The sequence below is a fragment of the Zestomonas insulae genome (genome assembly GCF_016901015.1).
Classification (GTDB): domain Bacteria; phylum Pseudomonadota; class Gammaproteobacteria; order Pseudomonadales; family Pseudomonadaceae; genus Aquipseudomonas; species Aquipseudomonas insulae.
In genome coordinates this window covers 801,876-815,525 of the sequence record NZ_JAFEUP010000001.1, presented here as the reverse complement: position 1 = coordinate 815,525, position 13,650 = coordinate 801,876, and the positions used below count along the sequence as shown (strand labels likewise).

The following is a 13,650-nucleotide window of genomic DNA, read 5'->3' as shown; positions in this document are numbered from 1 at the left end:
TTTGTACCCGGTATCCGGGTTGAATGGTTGACCACCGATTCAAGAGGATTAAGAACATGGCAGAAGTTACTGCAGCCCTGGTTAAAGAACTGCGCGAGCGCACCGGCCAAGGCATGATGGAGTGCAAGAAAGCACTGGTTGCCGCTGGCGGCGACATCGAAAAAGCCATTGACGACATGCGTGCCTCCGGCGCCATCAAGGCTGCTAAGAAAGCCGGCAACATCGCTGCTGAAGGTTCGATCGCCGTTCGCGTCGAAGGTCAGCGTGGCCTGATCATCGAAGTCAACTCGCAGACCGACTTCCTGGCCCTGCAGGACGACTTCAAGGCGTTCGTCAAAGACAGCCTGAACGAAGCCTTCGAGCAGAACCTGACCGACGCCGCGCCGCTGATCGCTTCCCGCGAATCCGCCCGCGAAGCGCTGGTTGCCAAGTGTGGCGAGAACGTCAACATCCGTCGCCTGGCTCGCGCCGAAGGTGACGTGGTCGGTGCGTACCTGCACGGCCACCGCATCGGTGTGCTGGTCACCCTGAAAGGCGGCGACGCCGAGCTGGCCAAAGACATCGCCATGCACATTGCGGCCAGCAACCCGCAGTTCGTCACCCCGTCGCAGGTTTCCGAAGAAGCCATCGCCAAGGAAAAAGAAATCTTCCTGGCGCTGAACGCCGAAAAGATCGCTGGCAAGCCGGAAAACATCGTCGAGAACATGGTCAAAGGCCGTATCAACAAGTTCCTCGCCGAAGCCAGCCTGGTCGAGCAGCCGTTCGTCAAGGATCCGGAAGTCAAGGTCGGTGATCTGGCCAAGAAAGCCGGCGCCGAAGTCGTTTCCTTCATTCGCTACGAAGTGGGCGAAGGCATCGAGAAGGCAGAAGTCGATTTCGCTGCCGAGGTTGCTGCACAGGTTGCCGCTTCCAAGCAGTAAGACGGTTTTATACTGTCGCCCCGAAGAGGCTGCCCGCTCACGCGCGCAGCCTCTTTTTCAACGTGCAGCGATAAGGCTTGCGCGATGCAATGAATGTTCCCGGGCGCTGTCTTAGCGCTCGACAAGTCTGGAGTCGCAGTGGCTCCGGTTCCCTAGCGCCGCAGGAGAGATACGCATGGCTCAGCAGGTGAGTGGTCGCCAACCTCGCTACAAACGCATTCTGCTCAAACTTAGCGGCGAGGCCCTGATGGGCTCGGAAGAATTCGGCATCGATCCCAAGGTGCTCGATCGCATGGCTCTGGAAGTCGGCCAACTGGTCGGCATCGGCGTGCAGGTCGGTCTGGTGATCGGCGGTGGCAACCTGTTCCGCGGCGCGGCGCTGAGCGCGGCCGGCATGGATCGGGTCACCGGTGACCACATGGGCATGCTGGCCACCGTGATGAACGCGCTGGCGATGCGCGATGCGCTGGAGCGCTCGAACATACCGGCAATCGTCATGTCGGCTATTTCCATGGTGGGCGTCACCGATCACTACGATCGCCGCAAGGCCATGCGCCACCTGAAGACCGGTGAAGTGGTGATTTTCGCCGCCGGCACCGGCAATCCGTTCTTTACCACCGACTCCGCGGCCTGTCTGCGGGCGATCGAGATCGATGCGGATGTCGTATTGAAAGCCACCAAGGTCGATGGCGTATACACTGCCGATCCGTTCAAGGATCCGCATGCGGAGAAATTCGAGCGTCTGACCTATGACGAAGTGCTCGACCGCAAGCTGGGCGTGATGGATTTGACGGCAATCTGCCTGTGCCGCGATCACGCGATGCCGCTGCGGGTCTTCAATATGAATAAACCCGGCGCCCTGCTGAATGTTGTGGTGGGTGGCGCTGAAGGAACACTGATCGAGGAGGGCGAACAATGATCAACGAGATCAAGCAAGACGCGCAGGAGCGCATGAAGAAATCCCTGGAATCGCTGAATCATGCCTTCGCGAAGATCCGCACCGGCCGCGCGCACCCGAGCATTCTGGATAGCGTGATGGTGTCCTACTACGGTACCGATACCCCGCTGCGTCAGATCGCCAACGTGATCGCCGAGGATTCCCGCACGCTGGCGCTGACCGTATTCGATCGCGGCATGATCCAGGCTGTCGAGAAGGCGATCATGACCTCCGACCTGGGCCTGAACCCGGCCACGGCTGGCACCACTATTCGCGTGCCGATGCCGGCGCTGACCGAGGAAACCCGCAAGGGCTTCACCAAGCAGGCGCGTTCCGAGGCCGAAGGCGCGCGCGTCGCAGTGCGCAACATTCGTCGCGATGCCCTCGCGCAGCTGAAAGACCTGGTCAAGGACAAGGCAATCAGCGAGGACGAAGAGCGCCGCGCCGCCGACGAAGTCCAGAAACTGACCGACAAATTCGTGGCTGACATCGAGAAGTCCCTCGAGGCCAAAGAAGCCGATCTTCTGGCTGTCTGACGGACAGTGCCGCGAATGGAAAAGCTGCAAGCTGCACGCCTGGCCAATGTGCCGCGCCATGTGGCGATCATCATGGATGGCAACAATCGCTGGGCGAAGAAACGCCTGCTGCCCGGTGTCGCCGGGCACAAGGCTGGCGTGGATGCGGTGCGCGCGGTCATCGAAGTGTGTGCCGAGGCAGGGGTCGAGGTACTGACCCTGTTCGCCTTCTCCAGTGAGAACTGGCAGCGACCGGCCGAAGAAGTCAGCGCGCTGATGGAGCTGTTCCTCACTGCGCTGCGCCGTGAAGTGCGGCGGCTGAGCGCCAACGGCATTCGCTTGCGCATCATTGGCGATAGATCGCGCTTCCATCCGGAGCTGCAGGCCGCCATGGTCAAGGCTGAAGCGGCGACCGCCGAGCATTCGCGCTTCACGCTGCAGATCGCCGCCAATTACGGTGGCCAGTGGGACATCACCCAGGCTGCGCGTCGCTTGGCGGAAGGTGTCCAGGAAGGGCGTCTGCGCCCGGACGATATTACCCCTGAGGCGCTGCAGGGGCAGCTGGTAACCGCTGGCCTGCCGTTGCCCGATCTGTGCATTCGCACCGGTGGCGAGCACCGCATCAGCAACTTCCTGCTCTGGCAGTTGGCGTATTCCGAATTGTATTTCTCCGATCTGCTGTGGCCGGACTTCAAGCAGGAGGCCATGCAGAAAGCCTTGGCCTCCTTCGCGACCCGGCAACGCCGCTTCGGCAAGACCAGTGAACAGGTGGAAGCCGAGGCCCGCGCCCAATGCTGAAGCAGCGCATCATTACCGCTCTCATTCTGCTGCCCATTGCCTTGGGTGGCTTCTTTTGGCTCGACGGGGCGGCGTTCGCTCTGTTCATCGCCGGTGTGGTCTCGCTGGGTGCCTGGGAGTGGGCGCGACTGGCGGGTGTATCCGCGCAGGTCGGGCGCGTCGGTTATGCGGCGCTGGTCGCCGGTCTGATTCTGGTGCTCTTTGCGTTGCGCGATAGCGCGCCGTGGGTCGCCGGTGCTGTATTGCTGCTCGCGGTGCTGTGGTGGTTGCTCGCCGTCTTCCTGGTGCTGGGGTACCCGGCGACCAGTCGCTTCTGGGGCGATGCAGTCGTCAAGCTGGGGATCGGCTTGTTGATCCTGCTGCCCGCCTGGCAGGGGCTGGTGTTGCTCAAGGAGTGGCCACTGGCCAACTGGCTGATTGTGGCGGTCATGGTGCTGGTGTGGGCGGCCGATGTCGGTGCCTATTTTTCCGGCAAGGCCTTTGGCCGTCGCAAGCTCGCCCCGCAAGTCAGTCCGGGCAAGAGTTGGGAGGGATTGATCGGTGGTCTGCTGCTCAGCCTGTTCATCGTGGTTGCTGTGGGGCTGTACCGTGACTGGGTGCTCGGCGATTTCCTCTATGGGCTCCTGGGCGCTGCTGCGGTGGTGCTGATCTCCGTGGTAGGTGATCTGACCGAAAGCATGTTCAAACGCCAGTCGGGCATCAAGGACAGCAGCAATCTGCTTCCGGGGCATGGCGGGGTGCTTGATCGCATTGACAGCCTCACCGCTGCCATCCCGGTCTTCACCGTGCTGTTGTGGAGTGCGGGCTGGGGTTCATTGTGAGTAGTCCGCAGCTGATCACGGTCCTTGGTGCCACTGGCTCCATCGGTCTCAGTACGCTCGATGTGGTAGCGCGGCATCCGCAGCGCTATCAGGTGTATGCCCTGAGTGGCTATTCGCGTCTGGCTGAGTTGAAGACGCTGTGTCTGCGTCATTGCCCGCGTTACGCGGTGGTTCCGGATGAACGCTCCGCTCAGCGCTTGCAGGACGAGTTGCGTGCCGCCGGTCTCGCCACCGAGGTGCTGGCCGGCGAGACCGGGCTGTGTGCCGTCGCCTCTGCTGCCGAAGTGGATGCGGTGATGGCGGCAATTGTCGGTGCGGCCGGACTCAAGCCCACCCTCGCCGCCGTGCAGGCAGGGAAGAAAGTGCTACTGGCGAACAAGGAGGCGCTGGTCATGTCCGGCGCCCTGTTCATGCAGGCGGTGCGTGAGAGCGGCGCGGTGCTGCTGCCGATCGATAGCGAGCACAATGCCATCTTTCAGTGCCTGCCAAGTGACTACTCGCGTGGCCTGCAGGTGACTGGGGTGCGGCGTATTCTTCTGACCGCTTCGGGCGGCCCGTTCCGCGAAACGCCATTGGCGGCGCTGGCGGCGGTGTCTCCGGAGCAGGCCTGTGCCCATCCCAACTGGTCGATGGGTCGGAAAATCTCGGTCGATTCGGCCAGCATGATGAACAAGGGGCTCGAACTTATCGAGGCGTGCTGGCTGTTCGATGCCCGGCCCGAGCAGGTGGAGGTGGTGATTCACCCGCAGAGCGTGATTCATTCGCTGGTCGACTATGTCGACGGCTCGGTGCTCGCGCAGCTGGGTAATCCGGACATGCGCACGCCGATCGCCCACGCGCTGGCTTGGCCCGAGCGCATCGATTCTGGGGTCGCGCCGCTGGATCTATTTGCGGTCGGGCGCCTGGACTTCACGCCGCCGGATATACAGCGCTTTCCGTGCCTGCGTCTGGCGCGGCAGGCAGCCGAGGCGGGCGGTACCGCTCCGGCCATGCTCAATGCCGCCAATGAAGTGGCGGTGTCTGCGTTTCTCGAGCGGCGCATCCGGTTCCCGGAGATCGCGAGTATCATCGACGAAGTGCTGAATCTGGAAACAGTGGCCGACGCCGCCACGCTGGATTGCATTCTGCAGGCCGATGCCCGGGCGCGTTGCGCGGCCGAAGGCTGGCTCAAACACCATGATCGCTAAGGCAGGAGGGCGGTAATGAGCACTCTGTACATGGTTCTAGGGTTACTAGTCGCGCTGGGTGTGCTGGTGACCTTCCACGAGTTTGGCCATTTCTGGGTCGCACGCCGCTGTGGTGTCAAAGTTTTGCGTTTTTCCGTGGGCTTCGGTACGCCGCTGTTTCGCTGGCATGACCGGCAGGGCACCGAGTTCGTGGTGGCTGCCATCCCCTTGGGTGGCTACGTGAAAATGCTCGACGAGCGCGAGAGTGAGGTCGCGCCTGAACTGCTCGATCAGGCATTCAATCGCAAGTCGGTACTTCAGCGCATTGCCATCGTTTCGGCGGGGCCGATTGCCAACTTCCTGCTCGCGCTGCTGTTCTTCTGGATTTTGGCAATGCTCGGCAGCCAGCAGGTGCGCCCGGTCATCGGTGATGTCGAGGCCGAGAGCCTGGCGGCACAGGCGGGGTTGCTTGCCGGGCAGGAGATTGTCGCGGTGGATGGTGAGCGTACGCCGGGTTGGGCTGCGGTCAGCCTGCAGCTGGTGCGGCGTCTGGGCGAAAGCGGCGCACTGGCGGTGACCGTGCGCGACAGCGGCGCCAGCACGGAAAGCACCTATCAGCTGCGGCTGCAGGATTGGCTGCGCGGTGCGGAGGATCCCGATCCGATTGCCTCGATCGGGATTCGTCCGTGGCGTCCACAGCTGCCGCCGGTGCTTGCTCAGCTTGATCCGAAAGGGCCGGCCCAGGCGGCTGGCCTGCAAATGGGTGATCGGCTGGTGAGTGTCGATGGCGTCGTGCTGGGCGACTGGCAGCAGCTGGTCGACTACGTGCGCAGGCGGCCGGGGGAAGCCATCTCGCTGCGCGTCAGCCGCAATGGCGCGGAGCAGGATGTGCGTCTGACGCTGATGGCGCGCGGGGAGGGCAAGGCGCGCAGTGGTTATCTCGGTGCCGGCGTTGAGGGTGTCGACTGGCCGGCGGAAATGCTCCGCGAAGTCAGCTTCGGACCGCTGGAGTCGGTGGGTGAAAGCTTCCGTCGCACCTGGGCTATGAGTGCCTTGACCCTTGATTCGCTGAAGAAAATGCTGTTTGGCGAGCTCTCGGTAAAAAACTTGAGCGGGCCGATAACCATTGCTAAAGTGGCGGGCGCTTCAGCCCAGTCAGGCGTGGTGGATTTTCTCAACTTCCTCGCCTATCTGAGCATCAGTTTGGGGGTTTTGAATCTCTTGCCAATCCCGGTTCTAGACGGGGGGCATCTGCTGTTTTACCTGATCGAATGGGCAAGGGGTAAGCCCTTGTCGGAGCGGGTACAAGGTTGGGGGATGCAGATCGGTATCAGCTTGGTCGTCGGGGTGATGTTGCTTGCCTTGGTCAATGATCTGAGCCGTCTGTAACGACTTATCGAATGACAAATCTGCTGCCTAGGCGGCAGATTTTTTTATCGCCAGTTGGAATAAGAAAGGACTTCATGAAACGTCTGCTGCTACCTGTGGCGCTTGCCATGTTGATGATCGCCGAAGTTCACGCTGAGTCCTTCACCATTTCCGATATCCGCGTTAACGGCCTGCAGCGAGTTTCCGCGGGCAGCGTGTTCGGCGCGCTGCCGCTCAATGTCGGCGACCAAGCTGACGACCGCGAGTTGGTCGAGGCGACACGCTCGCTGTTCAAGACCGGTTTCTTTCAGGACATCCAGCTGGGCCGCGAGGGCAACGTTCTCGTGATCAACGTAGTCGAGCGCCCGTCGATTTCCAGCATCGAGATCGAAGGCAACAAGGCGATCACGACTGAAGACCTGATGAAAGGGCTGAATCAGTCCGGTCTGTCTGAAGGCGAAATCTTCCAGCGTGCGACCCTCGAAGGCGTACGCAACGAGCTGCAGCGCCAGTACGTCGCGCAAGGCCGCTACTCGGCGCAGATCGAAACTGAAGTAGTGCCGCAGCCGCGCAACCGCGTGGCGCTGAAGATCACCATCAACGAAGGCACCGTGGCGGCCATTCAGCACATCAACGTGGTCGGCAATACGGTGTTTCCGGAGCAGGATCTGGTCGATCTGTTCGAGCTGAAGACCACCAACTGGCTGTCGTTCTTCAAGAACGACGACAAGTACGCTCGCGAAAAGCTGTCCGGTGACTTGGAGCGCCTGCGCTCTTACTACCTCGATCGCGGCTACATCAACATGGATATCTCCTCGACCCAGGTATCCATTACCCCCGACAAAAAGCACGTGTACATCACCGTCAACGTCGACGAGGGGCAGAAGTACACGGTGCGTGACGTCAAGCTGTCCGGTGACCTGAAGGTGCCGGAAGAGGAAGTCAAGAAACTGCTGCTGGTCCAGCAGGGTCAGGTTTTCTCGCGCAAGGTCATGACCACCACCTCCGAGTTGATCACTCGTCGCCTGGGTAACGAGGGCTACACCTTCGCTAACGTCAACGGCGTGCCGGAAGCGCACGACGATGACCACACCGTGTCCATTACCTTCGTCGTCGATCCGGGCAAGCGCGCCTACGTCAATCGCATCAATTTCCGTGGCAACACCAAGACGGAAGACGAAGTCCTGCGTCGTGAGATGCGCCAGATGGAAGGTGGCTGGGCCTCGACCTACCTGATCGACCAGTCCAAAACGCGCCTGGAGCGCCTGGGCTACTTCAAGGAAGTCAATGTCGAAACCCCGCAAGTGGCCGGCACCGACGACCAGGTGGATGTGAACTACACGGTGGAAGAGCAGCCGTCTGGCTCGATCACCGCCAGCGTCGGCTTTGCGCAGAACGCCGGTCTGATCCTTGGTGGCTCGATCAGCCAGAACAACTTCCTCGGTACTGGTAACAAGGTCAGCATCGGTCTGACCCGCAGTGAGTACCAGAGTCGCTACAGCTTCGGTTTCGTGGACCCCTACTGGACCGTCGACGGCGTCAGCCTCGGCTACAACGCCTTCTTCCGCACCACTGACTACGACGAGCTGGACGTCGACGTATCCAGCTACGCGGTGGACAGCTACGGTTTCGGCATGAGCATCGGTTATCCGATCAGCGAGACCTCGCGCCTGACCTTCGGCCTGACTGCGCAGCAGGACGACATCAATACCGGTGTCTACACCGTCGACGAGATCATGGATTTCATTGATCAGGAAGGCGACAGCTACCTGAACTTCAAAGCGTCGGTCGGCTGGTCGGAGTCCACCCTGAACAAGGGTGTGTTGGCGAACCGCGGGCATTCGCAAAGCCTGGTGCTGGAATCGACCATCCCGGGTAGCGACCTGTCGTTCTACAAGCTCGATTACCGCGGTCAGGTCTTCAAGCCGCTGACTCAGCAAACGGCGCTGCGTTTCCATACCGAGCTTGGCTATGGCGACAGCTATGGTTCGACCTCCGAGCTGCCGTTCTACGAGCACTACTACGCCGGTGGTTTCAACTCGGTACGTGGTTTCGAAGACAGCAGTCTTGGCCCGCGCAGTACCCCGAGCGTGGCGACCACCTCCACCGGTGCAATCATTACCGACGGCACCGTGGGCGCGGATGGGCGCTTTACCGATCCGGATCAGGACCCGCTGCCATTCGGTGGTAACGTGATGATCCAGGGTGGGGTGGAGTACCTGTTCCCGCTGCCATTCGTGAAGGACCAGCGTCAGCTGCGCACCGTGTTGTTCTGGGACGTCGGCAACGTGTTTGACACCAGCTGCTCGTCCAGCCAGAAAAAGAATCCGGTCAACGACTCGGCCTGCGATATCGATTTCAACAACCTGGCCAGCTCCGTGGGTGTCGGCCTGACCTGGATCACTGCACTGGGCCCGTTGAGCTTCAGCTTGGGTATGCCGATCAAGAAACCGGAAGATGCCGATACCCAGGTCTTCCAGTTCTCCCTCGGTCAGACTTTCTGATTATTTGATAACGACATAAGTGTCTGCAGGAGTGCATCGTGCGTAAGTTGACTCAACTGATTTTGCTGGCAGCGGTCTGCGTGGCGTCGCCCGCTTTCGCGGATATGAAGATTGCCGTGCTCAATTATCAAATGGCGCTGCTCGAGTCGGACGCCGCCAAACGTTACGCCGTGGATGCCGAGAAGAAGTTCGGCCCGCAGTTGAGCAAGCTGAAGACCCTGGAAAGCGACGCCAAGAGCATCCAGGATCGTCTGGTGAAGGGCGGCGACAAGATGGCCCAGGCAGAACGCGAGCGCCTTGAGCTCGAATTCAAGCAAAAGGCCCGCGACTTTCAGTTCCAGTCCAAGGAGCTGAACGAAGCCAAAGCCGTGGCTGACCGTGACATGCTGAAGAAGCTCAAGCCGAACCTGGACAAGGCCGTCGAGGAAGTCATCAAGAGCGGCGGTTTTGATCTGGTGCTCGAGCGCGGCGCGGTGGTCGATGTCAAACCTCAGTTCGACATCACTCGCCAAGTCATCGAGCGCATGAACAAGCTGCGCTGATCATGACGGCTCCTGCGTTGACCCTCGGTCAGTTGGCCGAGCGTCTCGGCGCTACGCTACGTGGCGCCGAGAACAAGCGGATCACCGGCTTGGCGACCCTGCACGAAGCCGGTCCGGAGCAACTCAGTTTTCTGGCCAATCCGCAGTACCGTCGCTTTCTCGCCACCACGCAGGCCGGCGCGGTGCTGTTAACGGCCAAGGATGCGGAAGGCTACGCCGGCGATGCGCTGCTGGTGGCCGACCCGTATCTGGCCTATGCACGTATCTCCCATCTCTTCGATCCCAAACCGCAAGCGGTCGCCGGTCAGGTGCACCCCACTGCGGTGATTGCCGCCGACGCGCTGCTGGATCCGACCGCGAGTGTCGGGCCCCATGCGGTCATCGAAAGTGGTGCGCGGATTGGCGCCGGGGTGACCATCGGAGCACAGTGCTTCATCGGCGCGCGCACGGTGATCGGCGATGGCGGCTGGCTGGCCCCGCGGGTGACCCTATACCACGACGTTACCATCGGCCAGCGGGTGTCCATTCAGTCCGGCGCGGTGATCGGTGGCGAGGGCTTCGGCTTCGCCAACGAGAGAGGTGTCTGGCAGAAGATCGCGCAGATCGGTGGGGTCACCATTGGCGATGACGTCGAAATCGGCTCGAACACCACCATTGATCGCGGGGCGCTGGCCGACACCGTGATCGGCAATGGCGTCAAGCTGGACAACCAGATCATGATCGCACACAACGTGCAGGTCGGTGATCACACGGCCATGGCCGGCTGCGTCGGCATTTCCGGCAGCGCCAAGATCGGCAAGCACTGCATGCTGGCCGGTGGTGTCGGTCTGGTCGGTCATATCGAAATCTGCGATGGCGTCTTCGTCACCGGCATGACCATGGTCACTCGCTCGATCACCGAACCGGGCGCCTACTCTTCCGGGACTGCCATGCAGACCGCGGGGGAGTGGAAGAAGAGCGCGGCACGCTTCCGTCAGCTGGACGATATGGCGCGTCGCCTGCAAACACTGGAAAAGCGCCTAGCCGCCGTGACCTCGGCCGGGGATGCTTCATCTGATGCCTGACACGCGGCTCGCGCGTGTCTTTTTTCTCGACTACAGGCTTCCCCGAACATGATGGACATTAACGAAATCCGCGAATATCTGCCGCACCGCTACCCGTTCCTGCTGGTGGATCGCGTCGTCGAGCTGGATGTCGCTGAAGGCAAGACCATTCGCGCGTATAAGAATGTCAGCATCAACGAGCCCTTCTTCAACGGCCACTTCCCTGAGCATCCGATCATGCCGGGCGTGCTGATTATTGAAGCGATGGCGCAGGCAGCCGGTATCCTCGGTTTCAAGATGCTCGACGTGAAGCCGGCCGATGGCACCCTGTACTACTTCGTCGGCTCCGACAAGCTGCGCTTCCGCCAGCCGGTACTGCCGGGTGACCAGCTGATCCTTGAGGCCCGTTTCCTGAGCAGCAAGCGCAGCATCTGGAAGTTCGAGTGCCGCGCCAGTGTCGATGGCAAGGAAGTCTGCTCGGCGGAAATCACCTGTGCGGAACGCAAACTATGAGTTTGATTGACCCTCGCGCGATCATCGATCCATCAGCGAAGCTGGCGGATGACGTCGAAGTCGGCCCCTGGTCGATCATTGGCGCTGATGTGGAAATAGGCGAGGGTACGGTGATCGGCCCGCACGTGGTGCTCAAGGGGCCGACGCGGATTGGCAAGCACAACCGCATTTTCCAGTTTTCCTCGGTCGGCGAAGATACGCCGGACCTGAAGTACAAGGGTGAAGCCACGCGCCTGGTGATCGGCGATCACAACGTCATTCGCGAGGGTGTCACCATCCATCGCGGCACCGTGCAGGACCGTGCGGAAACCACCCTCGGCGATCACAACCTGATCATGGCCTACGCGCATATCGGCCACGACAGCGTGATCGGCAATCACTGCATCCTGGTGAACAACACCGCGCTGGCCGGTCATGTGCACGTCGATGACTGGGCGATTCTTTCTGGCTACACCCTGGTGCATCAGTTCTGCCGCATCGGTGCGCACAGTTTCTCCGGCATGGGCACCGCTATCGGCAAGGACGTGCCGGCGTACGTCACCGTGTTCGGCAACCCCGCAGAAGCGCGCAGCATGAACTTCGAAGGCATGCGTCGGCGCGGCTTCAGCGAAGAAGCCATTCAAGCGCTGCGCCGCGCCTACAAGGTGGTATACCGCCAGGGCCTGACCGTCGACAAGGCGCTCGCCGAACTCGCCGAGTCGGCCGCGCAGTACCCTGAAGTTGCGGTGTTCATCGAGTCCATCCAGGCCTCTTCGCGCGGCATCACGCGCTGAGCCCATGACTCGTCCCCAACGTATTGCCCTGGTTGCCGGCGAAGCGTCCGGTGACATCCTGGGCGCCGGCCTGATGCAGGCCCTCAAGCAGCAGCGCCCTGACATCGAGTTCATCGGGGTCGGCGGGCCGTTGATGCAGGCTGAAGGCCTGCAGCCCTACTTTCCGATGGAGCGCCTGGCGGTCATGGGGTTGGTCGAAGTGCTCGGCCGATTGCCCGAGCTGCTGTCCCGGCGCAAGCGCCTGGTACAGACGCTGATCGCCGCGCAGCCGGATGTGTTCATCGGCATCGACGCGCCGGATTTCAACCTGGGCCTTGAGTTCAAACTGCGCCGTGCCGGGATCAAGACGGTGCACTACGTCAGTCCCTCGGTCTGGGCCTGGCGGCAGAAACGCGTGCTGAAGATTCGCGACGCCTGCGACCTGATGCTCACGCTGTTTCCCTTCGAGGCACAGTTCTACACCGAGCATGGCGTGCCGGTGCGCTTTGTCGGCCACTCGCTGGCGGACACCATCCCGCTCGAAGCCGATCGCGCGGCGGCGCGCGCCGAGCTTGATCTGCCCCCGGTAGGGCCGGTGGTCGCCTTGATGCCCGGCAGTCGCGGGGGCGAGGTCGCCAAGCTCGGCAGCCTGTTTCTCGACGCCGCGCAGCGCCTGCGCGAATTGCGCCCAGGCATCCGTTTCGTGCTGCCGTGCGCCAGTGCCGAGCGGCGTGCGCAGCTGGAGGCGTTGCTGGCCGGACGCGACCTGCCGTTGAGCCTGCTCGACGGTCGCTCGCACACCGCCCTGGCCGCCTGTGACGCGGTGCTGATCGCCTCGGGTACCGCGACGCTCGAGGCGCTGCTGTACAAGCGGCCGATGGTCGTCGCCTACAAGCTGGCGCCGCTGACCTACCGCATCCTGCGCCGGCTGGTGAAGAGTCCCTACATTTCCCTGCCGAACCTGCTGGCTCAGCGCCTGTTGGTGCCCGAGCTGATTCAGGACGCCGCGACCCCTGAGGCCCTGGCACAGACCCTGCTGCCGCTGCTCGACAACGGCGTGGCGCAGACCGAAGGCTTCGATGCGATCCACCGCACCCTGCGCCAGGGCGCTTCGCAAAGCGCGGCGACCGGCGTGCTCGCTCTGCTGGAGCGCAACTGATGCAGCTGGGTCTGGATTTCAGTTTGGTCGAAGAGCTGGTCGCTGGTGTCGATGAGGTCGGGCGCGGGCCATTGTGTGGTGCGGTGGTTACCGCCGCGGTGATCCTCGATCCGTTGCGGCCGATCCGTGGTCTCAACGATTCGAAGAAACTCAGCGAAGCTCGCCGCGACAGCCTGTTCGACGAGATCCAGGAGAAGGCTCTGGCCTGGTGCATCGCCCGCGCCGAGGTCGAAGAGATCGACCAGCTGAACATCCTCCACGCCACCATGCTCGCCATGCAGCGTGCCGTGGAGGGCTTGCAGGTCACTCCCAGGCTGGCGTTGATCGATGGCAATCGCTGCCCCAAGCTCAAGGTGCCGAGCGCGCCAGTGGTGCAGGGCGATGCCCGAGTGCCGGCGATTGCTGCCGCGTCGATTCTCGCCAAGGTCAGCCGCGACCGCGAAATGCAGGCGCTGGATGTTCTCTATCCCGGCTACGGCCTGGCTGTGCACAAGGGCTATCCCACGCCGATGCACCTCGAGGCGCTGCAGCGCCTCGGTCCCACGCCGATCCATCGGCGCTCCTTTGCGCCGGTCCGGCGTCTGCTCGAAGACCAGGCCTGAGCCACAGTCC

14 protein-coding genes are annotated in these 13,650 nt (G+C 62.0%); all 14 read left to right on the top strand.

Annotated elements, in window-relative coordinates; all coding sequences use genetic code 11:
• Positions 1-56 precede the first annotated feature (56 nt).
• The 14 genes from tsf (at position 57) to rnhB (ending at position 13,640) form a co-directional block, all read left to right on the top strand.
• Positions 57-920, top strand: coding sequence for a translation elongation factor Ts (tsf, locus tag JQX08_RS03955; RefSeq protein ID WP_204914872.1), 864 nt, complete (start codon positions 57-59; stop codon positions 918-920).
• A 175-nt stretch (positions 921-1,095) separates the two neighbouring features.
• Positions 1,096-1,839: a UMP kinase gene (gene pyrH, locus JQX08_RS03950; protein ID WP_204914871.1), complete on the top strand. Its 744-nt coding sequence runs from the start codon at positions 1,096-1,098 to the stop codon at positions 1,837-1,839.
• Positions 1,836-2,393: a ribosome recycling factor gene (gene frr / locus JQX08_RS03945; protein WP_204914870.1), complete on the top strand. Its 558-nt coding sequence runs from the start codon at positions 1,836-1,838 to the stop codon at positions 2,391-2,393. Before pyrH ends, frr begins: the two co-directional genes overlap by 4 nt.
• Before the next feature lie 15 nt (positions 2,394-2,408).
• The gene (gene uppS / locus JQX08_RS03940; protein WP_204914869.1) at positions 2,409-3,170 is read left to right on the top strand and encodes a polyprenyl diphosphate synthase; all 762 of its coding nucleotides are present in this window, start codon (positions 2,409-2,411) and stop codon (positions 3,168-3,170) included.
• Entirely contained in the window at positions 3,164-3,991 is an 828-nt protein-coding gene (locus JQX08_RS03935) for a phosphatidate cytidylyltransferase (RefSeq protein ID WP_204914868.1), read from the top strand. Before uppS ends, JQX08_RS03935 begins: the two co-directional genes overlap by 7 nt.
• On the top strand, positions 3,988-5,178 hold the full coding sequence (gene ispC / locus JQX08_RS03930; RefSeq protein WP_204914867.1) for a 1-deoxy-D-xylulose-5-phosphate reductoisomerase: 1,191 nt from the start codon (positions 3,988-3,990) through the stop codon (positions 5,176-5,178). Before JQX08_RS03935 ends, ispC begins: the two co-directional genes overlap by 4 nt.
• 15 nt (positions 5,179-5,193) lie before the next feature.
• The gene (gene rseP / locus JQX08_RS03925; RefSeq protein ID WP_204914866.1) at positions 5,194-6,546 is read left to right on the top strand and encodes a sigma E protease regulator RseP; all 1,353 of its coding nucleotides are present in this window, start codon (positions 5,194-5,196) and stop codon (positions 6,544-6,546) included.
• A 74-nt stretch (positions 6,547-6,620) separates the two neighbouring features.
• Entirely contained in the window at positions 6,621-9,029 is a 2,409-nt protein-coding gene (gene bamA, locus JQX08_RS03920) for an outer membrane protein assembly factor BamA (RefSeq protein WP_204914865.1), read from the top strand.
• A gap of 38 nt (positions 9,030-9,067) precedes the next feature.
• Entirely contained in the window at positions 9,068-9,571 is a 504-nt protein-coding gene (locus tag JQX08_RS03915; protein ID WP_204914864.1) for an OmpH family outer membrane protein, read from the top strand.
• A 2-nt stretch (positions 9,572-9,573) separates the two neighbouring features.
• Positions 9,574-10,635, top strand: coding sequence for a UDP-3-O-(3-hydroxymyristoyl)glucosamine N-acyltransferase (lpxD, locus tag JQX08_RS03910; protein WP_239481957.1), 1,062 nt, complete (start codon positions 9,574-9,576; stop codon positions 10,633-10,635).
• Between the two features lie 48 nt (positions 10,636-10,683).
• Positions 10,684-11,127 (top strand): 3-hydroxyacyl-ACP dehydratase FabZ, encoded by a 444-nt coding sequence (gene fabZ / locus JQX08_RS03905; RefSeq protein ID WP_204914863.1) that lies wholly within the window; start codon positions 10,684-10,686, stop codon positions 11,125-11,127.
• Positions 11,124-11,900: an acyl-ACP--UDP-N-acetylglucosamine O-acyltransferase gene (lpxA, locus tag JQX08_RS03900; RefSeq protein ID WP_204914862.1), complete on the top strand. Its 777-nt coding sequence runs from the start codon at positions 11,124-11,126 to the stop codon at positions 11,898-11,900. Before fabZ ends, lpxA begins: the two co-directional genes overlap by 4 nt.
• A 4-nt stretch (positions 11,901-11,904) precedes the next feature.
• Positions 11,905-13,038 carry a lipid-A-disaccharide synthase gene (gene lpxB, locus JQX08_RS03895; protein ID WP_204914861.1) on the top strand — a complete coding sequence of 378 codons (1,134 nt, stop codon included), beginning with the start codon at positions 11,905-11,907 and terminating at the stop codon, positions 13,036-13,038.
• Complete coding sequence (gene rnhB / locus JQX08_RS03890; protein ID WP_204914859.1) at positions 13,038-13,640, top strand: ribonuclease HII; 603 nt, start codon at positions 13,038-13,040, stop codon at positions 13,638-13,640. The genes lpxB and rnhB overlap by 1 nt, the downstream gene beginning before the upstream one ends.
• The last annotated feature ends 10 nt before the right edge of the window (positions 13,641-13,650 follow it).